Source organism: Enterobacter cloacae complex sp. CDL013, from assembly GCF_049238805.1.
GTDB lineage: Bacteria > Pseudomonadota > Gammaproteobacteria > Enterobacterales > Enterobacteriaceae > Enterobacter > Enterobacter hormaechei_C.
This window is the reverse complement of record NZ_JBMKGT010000001.1, coordinates 103,001-121,473: the sequence shown is the minus strand read 5'-3', so window position 1 is coordinate 121,473 and position 18,473 is coordinate 103,001. Positions and strand designations below refer to the sequence as shown.

General features: G+C 54.0%; 15 protein-coding genes and 2 tRNA genes. 1 reads left to right on the top strand and 16 read right to left on the bottom strand.

Annotation, left to right across the window (positions count from 1 at the left end; genetic code table 11):
• Positions 1–51 precede the first annotated feature (51 nt).
• The 12 genes from mtr to ACOTXD_RS00520 all read right to left on the bottom strand — a co-directional run bounded on the left by mtr (position 52) and on the right by ACOTXD_RS00520 (position 13,755).
• Complete coding sequence (gene mtr, locus ACOTXD_RS00575) at positions 52–1,296, bottom strand: tryptophan permease (protein WP_045347164.1); 1,245 nt, start codon at positions 1,294–1,296, stop codon at positions 52–54.
• A 142-nt stretch (positions 1,297–1,438) separates the two neighbouring features.
• Positions 1,439–3,334: a DEAD/DEAH family ATP-dependent RNA helicase gene (locus ACOTXD_RS00570; RefSeq protein ID WP_003861780.1), complete on the bottom strand. Its 1,896-nt coding sequence runs from the start codon at positions 3,332–3,334 to the stop codon at positions 1,439–1,441.
• Entirely contained in the window at positions 3,327–3,407 is an 81-nt protein-coding gene (gene yrbN / locus ACOTXD_RS00565) for a protein YrbN (RefSeq protein WP_097397692.1), read from the bottom strand. The genes ACOTXD_RS00570 and yrbN overlap by 8 nt, the downstream gene beginning before the upstream one ends.
• Positions 3,408–3,514: 107 nt before the next feature.
• The gene (gene nlpI, locus ACOTXD_RS00560) at positions 3,515–4,399 is read right to left on the bottom strand and encodes a lipoprotein NlpI (RefSeq protein ID WP_003861782.1); all 885 of its coding nucleotides are present in this window, start codon (positions 4,397–4,399) and stop codon (positions 3,515–3,517) included.
• 110 nt (positions 4,400–4,509) lie between these two features.
• The gene (gene pnp, locus ACOTXD_RS00555) at positions 4,510–6,648 is read right to left on the bottom strand and encodes a polyribonucleotide nucleotidyltransferase (RefSeq protein WP_003861786.1); all 2,139 of its coding nucleotides are present in this window, start codon (positions 6,646–6,648) and stop codon (positions 4,510–4,512) included.
• Between the two features lie 242 nt (positions 6,649–6,890).
• Entirely contained in the window at positions 6,891–7,160 is a 270-nt protein-coding gene (gene rpsO / locus ACOTXD_RS00550) for a 30S ribosomal protein S15 (RefSeq protein WP_003861789.1), read from the bottom strand.
• A gap of 154 nt (positions 7,161–7,314) precedes the next feature.
• On the bottom strand, positions 7,315–8,265 hold the full coding sequence (gene truB, locus ACOTXD_RS00545; RefSeq protein WP_421766355.1) for a tRNA pseudouridine(55) synthase TruB: 951 nt from the start codon (positions 8,263–8,265) through the stop codon (positions 7,315–7,317).
• The gene (gene rbfA, locus ACOTXD_RS00540) at positions 8,265–8,669 is read right to left on the bottom strand and encodes a 30S ribosome-binding factor RbfA (protein ID WP_003861793.1); all 405 of its coding nucleotides are present in this window, start codon (positions 8,667–8,669) and stop codon (positions 8,265–8,267) included. Before rbfA ends, truB begins: the two co-directional genes overlap by 1 nt.
• A 106-nt stretch (positions 8,670–8,775) precedes the next feature.
• A complete protein-coding gene (infB, locus tag ACOTXD_RS00535) occupies positions 8,776–11,463 on the bottom strand; it encodes a translation initiation factor IF-2 (protein WP_003861796.1) in 2,688 nt (895 codons plus the stop codon).
• Positions 11,464–11,487: 24 nt separating this feature from the next.
• On the bottom strand, positions 11,488–12,990 hold the full coding sequence (nusA, locus tag ACOTXD_RS00530; RefSeq protein WP_003861798.1) for a transcription termination factor NusA: 1,503 nt from the start codon (positions 12,988–12,990) through the stop codon (positions 11,488–11,490).
• Between the two features lie 28 nt (positions 12,991–13,018).
• Entirely contained in the window at positions 13,019–13,471 is a 453-nt protein-coding gene (gene rimP, locus ACOTXD_RS00525; RefSeq protein WP_014833432.1) for a ribosome maturation factor RimP, read from the bottom strand.
• 207 nt (positions 13,472–13,678) lie between these two features.
• Positions 13,679–13,755: transfer RNA gene (locus ACOTXD_RS00520), tRNA-Met, on the bottom strand.
• Positions 13,756–14,041: 286 nt separating this feature from the next.
• Between ACOTXD_RS00520 and argG the strand changes: the two genes are divergently transcribed.
• Positions 14,042–15,388, top strand: a complete 1,347-nt coding sequence (gene argG, locus ACOTXD_RS00515; protein WP_022649518.1) for an argininosuccinate synthase — start codon at positions 14,042–14,044, stop codon at positions 15,386–15,388.
• Between the two features lie 187 nt (positions 15,389–15,575).
• Here argG and ACOTXD_RS00510 read toward each other — a convergent pair.
• From ACOTXD_RS00510 to folP, 4 genes are all read right to left on the bottom strand, one after another.
• Positions 15,576–15,662: transfer RNA gene (locus ACOTXD_RS00510), tRNA-Leu, on the bottom strand.
• Positions 15,663–15,671: 9 nt separating this feature from the next.
• Positions 15,672–16,004, bottom strand: coding sequence for a preprotein translocase subunit SecG (secG, locus tag ACOTXD_RS00505; protein ID WP_003861803.1), 333 nt, complete (start codon positions 16,002–16,004; stop codon positions 15,672–15,674).
• 222 nt (positions 16,005–16,226) lie between these two features.
• Complete coding sequence (gene glmM, locus ACOTXD_RS00500; protein WP_003861804.1) at positions 16,227–17,564, bottom strand: phosphoglucosamine mutase; 1,338 nt, start codon at positions 17,562–17,564, stop codon at positions 16,227–16,229.
• The gene (gene folP / locus ACOTXD_RS00495; RefSeq protein WP_003861807.1) at positions 17,557–18,405 is read right to left on the bottom strand and encodes a dihydropteroate synthase; all 849 of its coding nucleotides are present in this window, start codon (positions 18,403–18,405) and stop codon (positions 17,557–17,559) included. Before folP ends, glmM begins: the two co-directional genes overlap by 8 nt.
• Positions 18,406–18,473 lie beyond the last annotated feature (68 nt).

Genomic DNA, 18,473 nt, shown 5'->3' with positions numbered 1-18,473 from the left:
CTCCCTCTCCCTGCGGCAGAGGGCCGGGGTGAGGGGTTCAGACCGCACGTTTTACTGATACACAGGCAACAGATTAAAACTCGACAGCACGTGCACCACCGCGTTACCGATACCAAATACCAGGATCAGCGCAATCATCGGTTTTCCGCCCCAGACGCGGAATTTCGGGCTGCCGAAGCGCTTACGTGATTTGCGCGCCAGCAGCGCCGGTACAATCGCCGCCCAGATGGTGGCCGCCAGTCCTGCATAGCCGATGGCGTAGAGGAAACCGTTCGGCCACAGCAGGCCGCCCACAATCGGCGGCAGGAAGGTCAACAGCGCCGTTTTGAAGCGCCCCGTCGCAGAGTCATCAAAACCAAACAGATCCGCCAGGTAGTCAAACAGGCCCAGCGTCACGCCGAGGAATGAACTCGCCACCGCAAAGTTCGAGAAGACCACCAGAAGCAGATCCAGGCTGCGGCTGTTCAGCACGCCGCTCAGCGCCTGTACCAGCACATCAATGTTACCGCCCTTCTGCGCAATGCCGATAAATTCCGGACGCGGGATGTTACCCATCGTCCCCAGCAGCCAGATCACATACAGCGCCAGCGCCAGCAGCGTGCCGTAAACCAGGCATTTCACGATGGTGCGCGGATCCTTGCCGTAGTACTTCATCAGGCTCGGTACGTTACCGTGGTAGCCAAACGACGCCAGACAGAACGGCAGGGTCATCAGCAGGTACGGCGTATAAGAGGTGTTCGTTTCGGCAACGTTAAACAGCGTGGCCGGCGTGACGTGCCCCAGCAGGCTGCCGAAGGTAAGAAAGAAGGTGATGACCTTTGCGCCCAGCACGATTGCCGTCATGCGGCTGACCGCTTTGGTGCTCATCCAGACGATAAACGCCACGCCCAGCGCGAAGCAGAGACCCGCCAGACGCGCCGGAACGTTCAGCGACATCTCTGAGAAGGTGTGATGCAGAATCGACCCGCTCGCTGAAATGTACGCGTAGGTCAGGATATAGAGTACAAACGCGATGGACAGCCCGTTCACCAGGTTCCAGCCTTTGCCCAACAGATCCCGGGTGAGGGTGTCGAAGCTGGAGCCAATGCGATAGTTCAGGTTTGCTTCAAGGATCATCAGCCCGGAATGGAGCATGCAGAACCAGGTGAAAACCAGCGCCGCCAGCGACCAGAAGAACCACGCACCGGACATGACCACAGGCAGGGAAAACATCCCGGCACCAATGATGGTTCCGCCGATGATCACCACGCCGCCAAGCAGCGAAGGTGACGTTTGGGTGGTGGTTAGTGTTGCCATGCGGCCTTATCTCCAGTGAAAAATGTGGTTCTGCATTTTAATGTGCTGCACTGTACCAGTACAAGAGTACAAAAGGAATAAAAAAAGCCCCGATAGCGACTATCGGGGCTGTATATTTTACTTTACGTCAGAAGCGAAAGGCTTACGCGTCACCGAAACGACGACGGCTGGCACCTTCTTCACGGCGTGGACCACGGTTTTCGCGGCGCTCGCCGGAGAAACGACGGCCTTCACCACCGCGACCTTCGCTGCGACCGCCTTCACGACGCTCGCCACCGAAACCGCGACCACCGCCACGACGTTCGCCGCCACGGTCAGGACGTGGCTGTGCATCGCCCAGCAGCTGCATGTTCATCGGCTTGTTCAGGATGCGGGTGCGAGTAAAGTGTTGCAGTACTTCGCCCGGCATGCCTTTTGGCAGCTCGATGGTGGAGTGGGAACCGAACAGCTTGATGTTACCAATGTAACGGCTGCTGATGTCGCCTTCGTTAGCGATCGCGCCAACGATGTGACGAACTTCAACACCATCATCACGGCCCACTTCAATGCGATACAGTTCCATTTCGCCAGCGTCACGACGCTCGCGACGTGGACGGTCTTCACCACCACGCTCTGGACGGTCACCGCGTGGACCACGGTCGTTACGGTCGCCACGACGTTCGAAACGATCGTCACGGTCACGGAACTCACGCTTAGGACGCATCGGCGCATCAGGTGGCACGATCAGGCTACGTTCGCCCTGCGCCATTTTCAGTAGTGCTGCGGCCAGGGTTTCCATGTCCAGCTCTTCGCCTTCAGCGACAGGCTGGATCTGGGACAGCAGCGCACGGTACTGATCCAGATCGCTGCTTTCCAGCTGCTGCTGTACTTTCGCGGCGAATTTTTCCAGACGGCGTTTGCCCAGCAGTTCTGCGTTTGGCAGCTCAGCTTCTGGAATGGTCAGCTTCATGGTGCGTTCAATGTTACGCAGCAGACGACGCTCGCGGTTCTCAACGAACAGCAGCGCACGGCCCGCACGACCCGCACGACCGGTACGGCCAATACGGTGAACGTAAGACTCGGAGTCCATTGGGATATCGTAGTTTACAACCAGGCTGATACGCTCAACGTCCAGACCACGTGCTGCCACGTCGGTTGCAATCAGGATATCCAGACGACCGTCTTTCAGACGCTCCAGGGTCTGCTCGCGCAGGGCCTGGTTCATGTCGCCGTTCAGCGCTGCGCTGTTGTAGCCGCTACGCTCCAGGGCTTCAGCCACTTCCAGGGTCGCGTTTTTGGTACGTACGAAGATAATCGCCGCATCAAAATCTTCCGCTTCCAGGAAACGGACCAGCGCTTCGTTTTTGCGCATGCCGTATACAGACCAGTAGCTCTGGCTGATGTCCGGGCGAGTGGTCACGCTGGACTGAATGCGCACTTCCTGCGGCTCTTTCATGAAGCGGCGGGTAATGCGACGGATCGCTTCTGGCATAGTTGCAGAGAACAGAGCGGTCTGATGACCTTCCGGGATCTGCGCCATGATGGTTTCTACGTCTTCGATGAAGCCCATACGCAGCATTTCATCGGCTTCGTCCAGTACCAGACCGCTCAGTTTAGAGAGGTCCAGGGTACCGCGCTTCAGGTGATCCAGCAGACGGCCCGGCGTACCGACAACAATCTGTGGACCCTGGCGCAGGGCGCGTAACTGCACGTCATAACGCTGGCCGCCGTACAGGGCTACCACGTTTACGCCGCGCATATGTTTAGAGAATTCCGTCATGGCTTCAGCAACCTGAACAGCCAGTTCACGGGTTGGAGCCAGGACGAGGATCTGCGGCGCGCGCAGGTCCGGATCAATGTTGTTCAGCAGCGGCAGCGAGAATGCTGCGGTTTTACCGCTACCAGTCTGGGCCATGCCCAGCACGTCACGACCAGAAAGCAGGTGTGGGATACACTCAGCCTGGATCGGAGATGGTTTTTCGTAACCCAGATCGTTAAGGGCTTCAAGGATAGGAGCCTTCAGGCCCAGATCTGCAAAAGTGGTTTCGAATTCAGCCATGTAGTACAAGTGCCTCGATATTAATGGCGGCCAGTCTACTTAGCTCATCGTGAAAATGATTAGCAATTTTCATTGAAAAGTGTGAACCGGCTCAAATTAGGTGTATTGACGAACAACAACGCCCTCACCAGTGAAGGTGATGGCAATCAAAAGATTACGGGCTGATGTTTATGTCGTCAGCTATTGCTGGTCCGATTCTGCCAGGTCGTCTTGCTCCTGGCCCAAGAGCGATAATTCCAACAATGCATAACGGTGCTCAACGAAGTTATGTACGTTGTTAGCAACCGCTAATTTGAACAGTGCCGTAGCGCTGTCCATATCCCCCAGACTTAGGTAGTACTTACCTAAATAGAAGTTGGTTTCACTGAGATGCTCAGCGAGCGAGGTGTTATCCGTTGCGTCCGCCTTGAGGCGTTCCATCAGCGTTGCTTCGCTAATGTTGCCCAGGTAGAACTCGACAATGTTCCATCCCCACTGTTCCTTGTCCGATTTCTCGAAGCGCTGTTTCAGTGCTTCTTTGGCCTGCTTCTCATCAAGCTTCTGCTCAACGATGTAAAGCCACAGGCTGCGGAAAGGATCATTAGGATCGTCTTGATAAAACGCCAGCAGATCATCTTGCGCTAACTTATCACGTCCGCCGTAATACAATGCGATACCGCGATTCAAGTGCGCGTAGTTGTAAGTTGGATCAAGCTCAAGTACAGAATCAAACGCTTCATAGGCAGCATCAAAATTGCCTGCCTGCGTTAAATAAATGCCTAAGTAATTGAATACTTCAGGCATATCAGGTCGAATCGCCAGCGCTTGTGAAAAATCATTTCGCGCCAGTGCCCTCAGACCGAGACTATCATACAACACTCCGCGCTCATATAAAAGCTGTGCGCGTTCGTCATCGGTTAAAGCCCGACTGGCAAGTATTTGTTCCATGCGTGCCAGAATGACTTCCTGCTGCAAAGTCGGTTGCAATGGCACTGCGAGGACTTCGCTCTTACGCCAGGCAGAGTTGCTGCATCCTGCCAGCGTTAAAGCTGTCGCAACGAAACACCAGCGCAAAAAAGGCTTCATTTCCCACTCCCGAAGACAACTATTGGATGAACGTCCTGTCCCCCGGCGGCTTAACAAGGCGTCCTGCCTGATAATAAGCCCTCCGCCTGCGCGGAGGGCAAATGGCAACCTTACTCGCCTTGCTGTTCAGCAGCCGGAGCTTCCGGCGCCGCAGCAGGCTGAGACTGCTCGGTTGCTTCTTTAATGCTCAGACGGATACGGCCCTGGCGGTCAACTTCCAGAACTTTCACCGGTACTTCCTGACCCATTTGCAGGTAATCGGTCACTTTCTCAACGCGCTTGTCAGCGATCTGAGAGATATGTACCAGACCTTCTTTACCGCCACCGATGGCAACGAATGCGCCAAAGTCAACGATACGGGTCACTTTACCATTGTAGATACGGCCCACTTCGATTTCTGCCGTGATCTCTTCGATACGACGGATAGCGTATTTCGCTTTCTCGCCGTCGGTTGCTGCGATCTTCACAGTACCGTCATCTTCGATTTCGATGGTGGTGCCCGTTTCTTCGGTCAGTGCACGGATAACGGAACCGCCCTTACCGATAACATCTTTGATCTTGTCTGGATTGATCTTGATGGTGTGAATACGCGGAGCGAATTCAGAGATATCACCGCGTGGCGCGTTGATAGCCTGTTCCATCACGCCCAGGATGTGCAGACGCGCACCTTTAGCCTGGTTCAGAGCAACCTGCATGATCTCTTTGGTGATACCTTCAATTTTGATATCCATCTGCAAGGCAGAGATACCGTCGCGGGAACCCGCCACTTTGAAGTCCATATCACCCAGGTGGTCTTCATCACCCAGAATGTCAGACAGAACAACGTAGTTGTCGCCTTCTTTCACCAGACCCATTGCGATACCCGCAACGGCGGCTTTAATTGGCACGCCTGCATCCATCAGCGCCAGAGAAGCGCCACACACGGAAGCCATGGAAGAAGAACCGTTGGATTCAGTGATTTCAGATACCACACGTACGGTGTACGGGAATTTGTCTGCTTCTGGCATCACTGCCAGCACGCCGCGCTTCGCCAGACGACCGTGACCAATTTCACGACGCTTCGGTGAGCCAACCATACCGGTTTCGCCCACAGAGTACGGAGGGAAGTTGTAGTGGAACAGGAAGCTGTCAGTGCGCTCGCCCATCAGTTCGTCGATGATCTGTGCGTCACGTGCAGTACCCAGGGTCGCGGTTACCAGCGCCTGCGTTTCACCACGGGTGAACAGCGCAGAACCGTGAGTACGTGGCAGTACGCCAGTACGCACGTCCAGACCACGGATCATGTCTTTTTCACGGCCATCGATACGCGGCTCGCCTGCCAGTACGCGGCTACGAACAACGTTTTTCTCGATAGCGTGCAGGATTTCGCCAATTTCGTTAGCGTCCAGCGTTTCGTCTTCGGCAACCAGGGTCGCGGTCACTTCAGATTTGATCACATCAACCTGAGCATAGCGCTCCTGTTTGTCGGTGATGCGGTATGCGTCGCTCAGACGAGATTCTGCCAGTGCAGCAACGCGTGCGTTCAGCGCGTCGTTGGCCGCTTCTGGCTGCCAGTCCCAACGTGGTTTACCGGCTTCTTTCACCAGGTCGTTGATGTTCTGGATAACAACCTGCTGCTGGTCGTGGCCGAAGACCACAGCGCCCAGCATCTGGTCTTCGCTCAGCAGTTCAGCTTCGGATTCAACCATCAGCACCGCAGCTTCAGTACCAGCGACAACCAGGTCCAGCTTACTCTCTTTCAGCTCTTCCTGAGTTGGGTTCAGCACGTACTGATCATTGATGTAACCCACGCGCGCAGCACCGATTGGACCATTGAATGGAATACCAGACAGTGACAGGGCAGCAGACGCACCGATCATCGCAACGATGTCCGGGTTAACCTGCGGGTTAACGGAAACAACGGTTGCGATAACCTGCACTTCGTTCACGAAGCCTTCCGGGAACAGCGGACGAACCGGGCGGTCAATCAGACGCGCGATCAGGGTTTCGCCTTCGCTTGGACGGCCTTCACGACGAAAGAAGCCACCTGGGATTTTACCGGCAGCGTAGGTACGCTCCTGGTAGTTAACGGTCAGCGGGAAGAAGTCCTGACCTGGTTTAGCTTTTTTCTGGCCAACTACGGTAACGAATACAGCAGTGTCATCCATGCTTACCATAACGGCAGCAGTAGCCTGACGCGCCATCATGCCGGTTTCCAGCGTGACGGTATGCTGACCATACTGGAATTTACGAACGATCGGATTCAGCAAAGTTCTGTCCTTTCTTAAATGTTTGAAAGCACACCTCAGGTGTGCTGACGATTTAACCCGACCTTCTTCGCATCCTCGCGACTAATGACAACCGACACCCCCATGGGTGAAGCCTCTCATTAGCCGCGCGAACCTCTGCAATGAAGATCATTTATAGCAACAATACAATAGTTTCCATTGAATTGCTGCCGTCTGGTTGAAAAAAGGGGCCATCAGGCCCCCTTTTCTGAAACTCGCAAGAATTAGCGACGCAGACCCAGACGCTCGATCAGCGCGGTGTAGCGTGCAACATCTTTACGCTTCAGGTAGTCGAGCAGTTTACGACGCTGAGAAACCATACGCAGCAGACCACGACGGCTGTGGTGATCTTTTTTGTGCTCTGCAAAGTGACCTTGCAGGTGGTTAATCTGTGCAGTCAGCAGTGCAACCTGAACTTCGGTAGAACCGCTGTCGTTAGTACCACGACCAAACTCAGAAACGATTTTAGCTTTAGCTTCAACGCTTAGAGACATTTTCAAACTCCAAAGTATAAAGAATGTAAGGATGCCGATCTCTAATTCAGCTATCCCATGTACGCCCCGCAGATTGTTAAACAATTTACCAGGCGTTAAGCGGCAATATTCTACTCGTCTCCCCTGCTTATCGCAAGGTAAGGCGTTATCACCGTCACGCTTCGACCGGATATTCGACGACCAGACGACGCGGCGCCACACGCCCTTCGCCGTCCATTTCGCCCATACCGATGAATTTCCCTTCGTCACCTTCCGTCACGCGTACCAGGCCCTCAAGCGGTGCCCCCGTTGTGCGAACCGGGTTTCCGTTCTTAAAGTAAACGGACGATGTTAAAGGAAGATTAACAACCGGGAAGTCCACTGCCGGACTGTCCATTGGCATCAGCAGCGGGTCCAGCAGATCGGCCGGCGCAACGCCCTGCGCTTGCGCCTGCTCAATCAGGGCGTGCAGATGCTCAAGCGTCACCATGCGTTCGACCGGATATTTGCTGACCGCCAGACGACGCAGATAAATCACATGCGCGCCGCAGCCCAGCTTTTCACCGAGGTCATCAATGATGGTGCGGATATAGGTCCCTTTCGAACAGTGTACTTCCAGCTCGAGTTCATCACCTTCGTGACGAATGAACAGCAGCTCATACACGGTAATCGGACGAGCTTCGCGCGGAACCTCAATGCCCTGACGTGCATATTCGTAGAGCTTTTTGCCCTGATATTTCAGCGCCGAATACATCGACGGCACCTGTAGCGTATCACCACGGAAGCTGTCCAGCGCCGCATCAAGTTGCTCTGCGCTGAAGGTCACCGGGCGCTCTTCCACCACCTGGCCATCTGCATCGGAGGTATCCGTACGCTGGCCCAGTTTGGCAATCACACGGTAGCGCTTATCGGAATCCAGCAGGTACTGGGAAAACTTTGTCGCTTCCCCCAGGCAGATCGGCAGCATGCCGGTTGCCAGCGGATCCAGCGCGCCGGTGTGCCCTGCTCGGTTGGCGTTATAAATACGCTTCACTTTTTGCAGCACGTCGTTGCTGGATGTGCCCTGTGGTTTATCCAGCAAGAGCACGCCATGCACGTCACGACCGCGACGACGAGGACGACTCATCAGTCCTCCTTGCTGTCGTCCGCCGGGTTAACACGACGCTCATCGTCATGTTTCACCACGCTGGTCACCAGGTTGGACATACGCATACCTTCAACCAGCGAGTTGTCGTAGAAGAAGGTCAGCTCTGGCACGATACGCAGGCGCATCGCTTTGCCAAGCAGAGAGCGAATGAAACCAGAGGCTTCCTGCAACGCTTTAATGCCGTTCTTCACAGCGTCTTCATCCTGGTCATTCAGGAAAGTTACAAACACTTTGGCGTACGCCAGGTCGCGGGACATTTCCACGCCAGACACGGTGGTCATCATACCCACGCGTGGATCTTTGATTTCACGTTGCAGAATGAGAGCGATCTCTTTCTGCATCTCCTGCGCGACGCGCTGTGGGCGACCAAATTCTTTCGCCATAATAAATTCTCCAGACAAAAAAGGGGCTTAAGCCCCTTTTTAAAATTACTGCCGGGTGGCGCTTCGCTTACCCGGCCTACGCTCATTAATCTTCTGTTGAAGAAGATTACGCGATGGTACGCTGAATTTCGATGATCTCGAACACTTCGATCATATCGCCAACGCGAACGTCGTTGTAGTTCTTCACGCCGATACCACATTCCATGCCGTTACGAACTTCGTTAACGTCATCTTTGAAGCGGCGCAGGGATTCCAGCTCACCTTCGTAGATAACCACGTTGTCACGCAGTACGCGGATTGGGTTGTGACGCTTGATGGTCCCTTCGGTAACCATACAGCCCGCGATCGCACCGAATTTCGGTGATTTGAACACGTCACGTACTTCAGCCAGACCGATGATCTGCTGTTTCAGCTCAGGAGACAGCATGCCGCTCATCGCTGCTTTCACTTCGTCAATCAGGTTATAGATGACGGAGTAGTAACGCAGATCCAGGCTTTCAGCATCAATCACTTTACGCGCAGATGCGTCAGCACGAACGTTGAAGCCAACCAGGATCGCGTTGGACGCTGCTGCCAGAGTTGCGTCGGTTTCGGTGATACCACCTACGCCAGAACCGATGATCTTCACTTTCACTTCGTCGGTAGACAGTTTCAGCAAGGAGTCGGAGATCGCTTCCACAGAACCCTGAACGTCCGCTTTCAGAACAACGTTCACTTCGTGAACTTCGCCTTCGGTCATGTTGGCGAACATATTCTCGAGTTTAGATTTCTGCTGACGAGCCAGCTTCACTTCACGGAATTTACCCTGACGATACAGAGCGACTTCACGCGCTTTCTTCTCGTCACGTACGACGGTTACTTCGTCACCGGCAGCCGGAACACCGGACAGCCCCAGGATTTCCACTGGAATGGACGGACCCGCTTCCAGCACTTCCTGACCCAGTTCGTTACGCATCGCACGAACGCGACCGTATTCGAAACCACACAGAACGATGTCGCCCTTGTGCAGAGTACCTTCGCGAACCAGAACGGTTGCAACCGGACCACGACCTTTATCCAGGAAGGATTCGATTACCGCGCCGCTCGCCATACCTTTACGAACCGCTTTCAGCTCCAGAACTTCAGCCTGAAGCAGGATAGCGTTCAGCAGGTCGTCGATACCGGTACCTGCTTTTGCAGATACAGGGATGAACTGCGCTTCACCGCCCCACTCTTCCGGCATAACGCCGTACTGGGACAGTTCGTTCTTCACGCGATCCATATCAGCTTCTGGCTTATCGATTTTGTTGACTGCAACAACCAGAGGCACCTGCGCCGCTTTCGCGTGCTGGATAGCTTCAATGGTCTGTGGCATCACGCCATCGTCGGCAGCAACAACCAGAACAACGATATCCGTTGCCTGAGCACCACGAGCACGCATTGAGGTAAACGCTGCGTGGCCTGGGGTATCCAGGAAGGTGATCATGCCGTTTTCGGTTTCTACGTGGTAAGCACCGATGTGCTGGGTAATACCACCCGCTTCGCCGGAGGCAACCTTAGTAGAACGGATGTAGTCAAGCAGAGAGGTTTTACCGTGGTCAACGTGACCCATGATGGTCACAACCGGTGCGCGCGGTTCAGCCGCTGCGCCCGTATCACGGTCGCTCATTACTGCTTCTTCCAGCTCGTTTTCACGACGCAGGATAACTTTGTGGCCCATCTCTTCGGCAACCAGCTGTGCGGTTTCCTGGTCGATGACCTGGTTAATGGTGGCCATTGCGCCCAGTTTCATCATCGCTTTGATGACCTGAGAGCCTTTCACCGCCATTTTGTTAGCCAGTTCGCCAACGGTGATAGTTTCGCCGATCACAACGTCACGGTTAACGGCCTGAGCAGGCTTCTGGAAGCCCTGCTGGAGAGCGGAACCTTTACGCTTACCACCTTTACCGCCGCGAACCGCTGCACGCGCTTCTTCACGGTCAGCTTTTGATTCAGCGTGTTTGTTACCTTTTTTCGCAGGACGCGCAGCTTTTGCACTGCGAGTACGACCACGACCACCTTCTACTTCGCGGTCGTTGTCGTCTTCTGCCTGACGCGCATGCTGAGACGTGGTGACGTGATAATCGCTGGTATCTTCAGTTGGTTCAGCGGTATTCACACCATTCTTCTCGTTTTCTTCTGCCATGCGACGCGCTTCTTCGGCGACGCGGCGAGCTTCTTCTTCAAGCTTGCGGCGGGCTTCTTCTTCCGCTTTACGCTTCAGCTCGGCAGCTTCATTTTCACGGCGGGCTTTTTCAGCCTGGGCAGTTTTGGTCATTTCGTCGGTCTGTTGATTGCTCACTTTGTCTTTTTCCGCAGCGTCACGCTTCGCTTTTTCACCGGCGTCGCGTTTCGCTTTTTCTGCGGCCTCACGTTCAGCTTTTAATTCTGCTTCACGTTTGGCAGTGGCTTCTGCCTCACGCTGAGCTTGTTCTTCCGCTTCACGCTGTGCCTGCTCTTCCGCGGCAAGGCGTTCTGCCTCTTGCGGATCACGTTTTACAAAGGTGCGCGTCTTGCGGACTTCAATTTGTACCGACTTGCTTTTGCCACCGGTACCAGGGATGTTCAACGTGCTACGCGTTTTACGCTGTAGCGTTAACTTGTCAGGCGTAGAGCCGTGTTCACGGTTCAGGTGCGCTAACAAGGTTTGTTTTTCTTGCGCGGTCACCGAGTCATCAGCGGACTTCGGGATCCCTGCATCAGCAAATTGCTGTACCAGGCGGTCCACGGAGGTCTGAATCTCAGCAGCCAGCGATTTTACAGTTACATCAGTCATGCTGTTCCTTCCTGCTACAGTTTATTACGCTTCGTCGCCGAACCAGCAAATATTACGTGCGGCCATGATGAGTTCGCCGGCTTTCTCGTCGGTTAAACCTTCGATATCGGCCAGGTCATCAACGCCTTGCTCAGCGAGATCTTCCAGCGTACAAACACCACGGGCAGCCAGCTTGAACGCAATCGCACGATCAAGACCTTCCAGATTCAGCAGGTCATCAGCCGGCTTCTTATCGCCAAGGCTTTCTTCCTGAGCCAGCGCCAGGGTGGTCAGTGCGTTTTTAGCGCGTTCACGCAGGGCTTCAACGGTTGGTTCATCCAGACCGTCAATTTCCAGCAGCTCTTTCATTGGCACGTAGGCCAGTTCTTCCAGCGTAGAGAAACCTTCTTCAACCAGCACAGTGGCGAAGTCTTCGTCAATGTCCAGGTATTTGGTGAAGGTATCGATCGCCGCGTGGGCTTCAGCCTGATGCTTGGCCTGAAGGTCATCAACGGTCATCACGTTGAGTTCCCAGCCGCTCAGCTGTGACGCCAGACGTACGTTCTGACCGTTACGGCCAATCGCCTGCGCCAGGTTGCCCGCTTCTACAGCGATATCCATGGTGTGTTTGTCTTCGTCAACAACGATAGACGCCACATCAGCCGGTGCCATTGCGTTGATCACGAACTGCGCCGGGTTGTCGTCCCACAGAACGATATCAATGCGCTCGCCGCCCAGTTCGGTAGAAACCGCCTGAACACGTGCGCCACGCATACCGACGCAAGCACCGACCGGGTCGATACGCTTGTCGTTGGTTTTCACCGCAATTTTCGCACGGGAACCCGGATCGCGGGCCGCCGCTTTGATTTCGATAACTTCTTCGCCGATTTCCGGCACTTCGATACGGAACAGTTCAACCAGCATTTCTGGTTTAGAACGCGTCACGAACAGCTGTGCACCACGCGCTTCAGGACGTACGGCATACAGCACACCACGAATACGGTCGCCTGGGCGGAAGTTTTCACGCGGCAGCATGTCTTCACGCAGGATCACGGCTTCAGCGTTACCCGGCAGCCCTTCGGATTTGATCTCCAGAGAGATGTTGTCGCGGTTCACTTTCTTCACCACGCCAGTGATGATTTCGCCTTCCTGATCGCGGAACTGATCGACAACCAGCGCGCGCTCGGCTTCGCGAACTTTCTGCACGATAACCTGCTTCGCGGTCTGGGTGGTGATACGGTCGAAGGTAACAGATTCAATCTGATCTTCAACGTAGTCACCCACGTTCAGACTTTCGTCTTCAAAACGTGCCGCTTCCAGGGTGATCTCTTTGGTCGGTTGGGTCACTTCTTCAACGATTACCCAACGACGGAATGTATCGAAGTCACCGCTTTTACGATCGATTTCTACGCGAACATCGATCTCTTGTTCGTATTTTTTCTTGGTTGCTGTAGCCAGTGCACTTTCCAGCGCTTCGAAAATCTTCTCACGCGGCAGTGATTTCTCGTTGGAGACGGCTTCAACAACAGCCAAAATTTCTTTGTTCATCGCGGGCTTTTCACCTCAATCCAGACTGTTAAAAGTGGGGAACCAGGTTCGCCTTCTGGATATTACTCAGCGCGAACACTTCATCTTTGCCTTCGACTGTCACCGTGATCATTTCACCATCAACGGCTTTGATAATTCCCTGCCATTTACGGCGGTTCTGTACGGCCATACGCAGAACGAGAGCCACTTCTTCACCGGTAAAGCGCACGTAGTGCTCGGCCGTGAACATCGGACGATCGAGGCCAGGTGAGGAAACTTCCAGGTTGTACGCAACGGTAATCGGATCTTCAACATCAAGAACCGCACTCACCTGGTGGCTGACATCAGCACAATCATCAACATTGATGCCATCTTCACTATCAATATAGATGCGCAGTGTGGATGTACGGCCGCGAACGAATTCGATGCCGACCAGTTCGTAGCCCAGTGCTTCGACCGGCGCAGTAATCATCTCTGTTAATTTTTGCTCTAATGTGGACAAGCCCACCCCCAAGACATAAAAAAAGGGCGTAAAGCCCAGTTATTCTGTAGTCAGATAACAAAAAACCCCGATAAATCGGGGCTTTAGATAACTGAACCCTATAGCCACAACTGTGGCCTGGAGCACTCTCCGAAAGCATTTTTTCAAATCCAGCTACGAAGGCTCTAAGTCTTCACAGTATATTTGAAAAAGAACTTTATGGGAAAATGGTTGCGGGGGCCGGATTTGAACCGACGACCTTCGGGTTATGAGCCCGACGAGCTACCAGGCTGCTCCACCCCGCGCCTGAAACGTGGCAAATTCTACGCGTTTTGGACAGAATTTGCAAATAATGCTGGGATTTGGTACCGAAGACGGGACGTAAAATCGGCATTCAGTATATTGATAGTTGACCCCACCTGTCAACCCAACTTCGGCCAGGGCAATAAAAGGGAAATTTTTACAAAAAACGCACACGTCTCTTTCGGTCGTCGATAAAAGATGATTAAATGAATACTCACTTATTTTGCATAAACATGCATCGAGAGCGAAAGCGGTCTCTAATCAGTCAATCAAGCAGGGTTTTATTATATGACGACGATTCTCAAGCATCTCCCGGTAGGACAACGTATTGGCATCGCTTTTTCTGGCGGCCTGGATACCAGCGCTGCACTGCTGTGGATGCGCCAGAAGGGAGCGGTTCCTTATGCATATACTGCGAACCTGGGTCAGCCGGACGAGGAAGATTATGACGCGATCCCTCGTCGTGCCATGGAATATGGCGCAGAGAACGCACGTCTGATCGACTGCCGTAAGCAGCTGGTCGCCGAAGGGATTGCCGCGATCCAGTGCGGTGCTTTCCATAATACGACCGGCGGCCTGACCTATTTCAATACCACCCCGCTGGGTCGTGCCGTCACCGGCACTATGCTGGTCGCCGCCATGAAAGAAGATGGCGTGAACATCTGGGGGGACGGTAGCACCTATAAAGGCAACGATATTGAACGTTTCTATCGTTATGGCCTGCTGACCAACGCCGAGTTGCAGATCTACAAACCGTGGCTGGATACCGACTTCATCGACGAGCTGGGTGGCCGTCATGAAATGTCTGAGTTTATGATTGCCTGCGGCTTTGACTACAAGATGTCGGTTGAGAAAGCCTACTCAACCGACTCCAACATGCTGGGTGCGACGCACGAAGCGAAAGACCTGGAATTCCTGAACTCCAGCGTAAAAATTGTTAACCCGATCATGGGCGTGAAGTTCTGGGATGAAAACGTGAAGATCCCGGCGGAAGAAGTGACCGTGCGTTTCGAACGTGGTCATCCGGTTGCCCTGAACGGTAAAACCTTCTCCGACGATGTTGAACTGATGCTGGAAGCAAACCGCATCGGCGGTCGTCACGGTCTGGGTATGAGCGATCAGATCGAAAACCGTATCATCGAAGCAAAAAGCCGCGGCATTTACGAAGCTCCAGGGATGGCGCTGCTGCACATCGCTTATGAGCGTCTGCTGACCGGTATTCACAACGAAGACACCATTGAGCAGTATCACGCTCATGGCCGTCAGCTGGGCAAACTGCTGTATCAGGGTCGCTGGTTTGATCCACAGGCGCTGATGCTGCGTGACGCCCTGCAACGTTGGGTGGCAAGCGCCATCACCGGCGAAGTGACCCTGGAACTGCGTCGCGGTAACGACTACTCCATCCTGAACACCGTGTCTGACAACCTGACCTATAAAGCAGAGCGTCTGACCATGGAGAAAGGTGAGTCAGTATTCTCTCCGGACGATCGTATTGGCCAGCTGACCATGCGTAACCTGGACATCACCGATACCCGTGAGAAGCTGTTCAACTATGTTGAGAATGGCCTGCTTTCCGCGAATTCCGGTAATGGTCTGCCGCAGGTTGAGAACCTGGAACACAGCGATAAGAAGTAATCGACAGCAAGACATGCAAAAGGCGCCCAATGGGCGCCTTTTTTGTGGTCTTCGTAGGCCCGGTAAGCGCAGCGCCACCGGGCAAAACGGCGGGTGGCGCTGCGCTTACCCGCCCTACAATAGATCGGAAACACAGAATATAGAGACGAAAAAAAAGACGTCTTGCGACGTCTTTCTTCTGGAATATTGGTACCGAGGATGGGACTCGAACCCACAAGCCCGTTAGGGCACTACCACCTCAAGGTAGCGTGTCTACCAATTCCACCACCTCGGTACGGAATACTTACTGCGGGATATCGCTGGTTGGCTTAGCCGGTGCAGCTGGCTGAGTTTGCTCAGTTTTTGCTGGCGCGCTCAGATTTTCCCACTCGCTTCCTTTACTGGTCTTGTTGCTGTTGATATTGCCCAGCACCAGGCTGATAATGAAGAACAGCGTAGCCAGAATCGCCGTCGTGCGGGTCATGAAGTTCGCAGAACCACTTGAACCGAACAGCGTACCAGAAGCGCCTGCTCCGAAGGAGGCTCCCATATCAGCGCCTTTACCTTGCTGTAGCATAATCAGCGCTACGAGAGCGATGGCTACAATAAGGAAAATAACTAAAAGAGCTTCGTACATAATCAACCTGTTCCTTGCGGATTTGCCGCATACCAATGCTTCGACCAATTAGCAGGATTTTGTTTCCCACTGAAGCGGGTGTGAATACTAACCAAAGCGAATCACCTTCGCAAGGGCATTTTCGAGGCATTGTATCAACTGCGGAAAAAAACAGCAAAAAGCCATTAATTGTTTAAAACAAAGGCGGCAAACGCCGCCTTTTTAAACACTTATTCTGAAAGATTATGCAGCTTTGACTGCATCCGCAATGCGGTGCGCAAATTCAGTCACCTGCGCTTCGTCTTCGCCTTCCACCATCACGCGGATCAGCGGCTCGGTACCCGACTTACGCAGCAGGACGCGCCCACGGCTGCCAAGCGTCGCTTCCACCTCTGCCATCACCGCTTTCACGTTATCATTTTCCAGCGGGTCACCTTTACCCGCGGTGAAACGCACGTTGACCAGGATCTGCGGGAACATTTTCATGCCGCTGCACAGATCGTGCAGGCTCATATGGTTACGCGCCATCGCGGCAACAACCTGAAGCGCCGCCACAATGCCGTCACCGGTGGTGGTTTTATCGAGCAGGATCACGTGGCCGGAGTTTTCCGCGCCAATACGCCAGCCTTTCTCCTGGAGTTTTTCCAGCACGTAGCGGTCACCCACTTTCGCACGAACAAACGGGATGCCCAGCTGTTTCAGCGCCAGCTCCAGACCCATATTGCTCATCAAAGTGCCCACCGCGCCACCGCGCAGTTGCCCCTGACGCAGGCCTTCACGCGCAATGATGTAGAGGATCTGATCGCCATCGACCTTGTTACCTTCGTGATCAACCATGATCACACGGTCACCATCGCCATCCAGGGCAATACCCAGATCGGCCTTTTCAGCCAGGACACGCGCTTGCAAGGCACGCACGTCTGTCGCGCCAACTTCTTCGTTGATGTTCAGACCGTCCGGCTCGCAGCCGATAGTGATCACTTTCGCACCCAGCTCGCGGAACACATTCGGCGCAATGTGGTAAGTCGCACCGTTTGCACAGTCCACCACAATTTTGAGGTGTGCCAGGCTCAGTTCATTCGGGAAAGTGCCTTTGCAGAATTCAATGTAGCGGCCTGCGGCATCGACAATACGGTTGGCTTTACCCAGCTCAGCGGAGTCAACACAGGTGATCTCTTTTTCCATTTCCGCTTCAATCGCCTCTTCCACGTCATCCGGCAGTTTAGTGCCGTCGATGGAGAAGAATTTGATACCGTTGTCATAGAACGGGTTATGGGAAGCGGAAATGACGATGCCCGCTTCCGCACGGAAGGTGCGGGTCAGATAGGCAACAGCAGGAGTCGGCATTGGCCCCGTAAAGGAAGCTGAAAGCCCCGCCGCCGCCAGCCCGGCTTCCAGCGCGGATTCCAGCATATAACCCGAAATACGGGTATCTTTCCCAATAATGATCTTACGGGAGCCATGACGCGCCAGCACTTTCCCCGCTGCCCAGCCCAGCTTCAGGACAAAGTCAGGGGTAATTGGCGCATCGCCTACGCGCCCACGGATGCCATCGGTACCAAAATATTTACGATTACTCATAGCGTTTGTTTTCCTTCGCTGCCAGTGTGGCTTCCACCACACGCATGGCTTCTACTGTTTCTTTTACGTCATGGACGCGAATGATGTGTGCACCTTGCATCGCGGCAATCACCGCGCAGGCCAGACTGCCGCTCAGACGTTCGCTCGGCCCGACATTCAACAACTGACCAATCATCGATTTTCTCGACATTCCCACCAGCAGTGGCAGGCCGAACTGATGAAACTCTGATAAGCGCGCAAGCAACGCGTAATTGTGTGAGAGATTTTTACCGAAACCGAAGCCCGGGTCGAGCAGCAATTTCTCTTTTGCGATACCCGCACGTTCACAGCGTTCGATATGCTCAATAAAGAAGCGGGTGACGTCGGCAAACACGTCTTCATATTTTGGCGCCTCCTGCATTGTCTTAGGCTGGCCCTGCATATGCATCAGACACACCGGTAGCCCGGTTTCTGCGGCGGCTTCAATCGCGCCCGGCTCGGTCAGCGAGCGGATATCATTGATAATGTGAGCGCCCACTCTCGCCACTTCACGGATCACTTCGGGTTTGGAGGTATCAACAGAGATCCACACTTCAAAGCGCCGTGCGATAGCCTCCACCACCGGCACCACGCGCGCCAGCTCTTCTTCCACCGAAACCTCCGCCGCGCCAGGCCGCGTTGACTCCCCTCCAACGTCAATGATGGTGGCACCCGCGTTAATCATTAAATTCGCGTGTTTAACCGCGTCGATAAGCGAATTATGCGTGCCGCCGTCAGAGAAGGAATCAGGCGTGACATTCAGGATCCCCATCACATGGGGATGTGAAAGGTCGAGATGCGAGTCCTGGGCGAATAGTTTCATGGTGAAGTCCCTGGGATTAATGTGGTTAAACAGATAAGAAAAACCCCGGAGCAAGCTCCAGGGTTTGA

Bases quoted from the DNA above. Each gene is read 5' to 3' on its own strand.
- mtr (WP_045347164.1), bottom strand. From the start codon at position 1,296: ATGGCAACACTAACCACCACCCAAACGTCACCTTCGCTGCTTGGCGGC.
- ACOTXD_RS00570 (WP_003861780.1), bottom strand. From the start codon at position 3,334: ATGGCTGAATTCGAAACCACTTTTGCAGATCTGGGCCTGAAGGCTCCT.
- yrbN (WP_097397692.1), bottom strand. From the start codon at position 3,407: ATGAAAATTGCTAATCATTTTCACGATGAGCTAAGTAGACTGGCCGCC.
- nlpI (WP_003861782.1), bottom strand. From the start codon at position 4,399: ATGAAGCCTTTTTTGCGCTGGTGTTTCGTTGCGACAGCTTTAACGCTG.
- rpsO (WP_003861789.1), bottom strand. From the start codon at position 7,160: ATGTCTCTAAGCGTTGAAGCTAAAGCTAAAATCGTTTCTGAGTTTGGT.
- truB (WP_421766355.1), bottom strand. From the start codon at position 8,265: ATGAGTCGTCCTCGTCGTCGCGGTCGTGACGTGCATGGCGTGCTCTTG.
- rbfA (WP_003861793.1), bottom strand. From the start codon at position 8,669: ATGGCGAAAGAATTTGGTCGCCCACAGCGCGTCGCGCAGGAGATGCAG.
- infB (WP_003861796.1), bottom strand. From the start codon at position 11,463: ATGACTGATGTAACTGTAAAATCGCTGGCTGCTGAGATTCAGACCTCC.
- nusA (WP_003861798.1), bottom strand. From the start codon at position 12,990: ATGAACAAAGAAATTTTGGCTGTTGTTGAAGCCGTCTCCAACGAGAAA.
- argG (WP_022649518.1), top strand. From the start codon at position 14,042: ATGACGACGATTCTCAAGCATCTCCCGGTAGGACAACGTATTGGCATC.
- secG (WP_003861803.1), bottom strand. From the start codon at position 16,004: ATGTACGAAGCTCTTTTAGTTATTTTCCTTATTGTAGCCATCGCTCTC.
- glmM (WP_003861804.1), bottom strand. From the start codon at position 17,564: ATGAGTAATCGTAAATATTTTGGTACCGATGGCATCCGTGGGCGCGTA.
- folP (WP_003861807.1), bottom strand. From the start codon at position 18,405: ATGAAACTATTCGCCCAGGACTCGCATCTCGACCTTTCACATCCCCAT.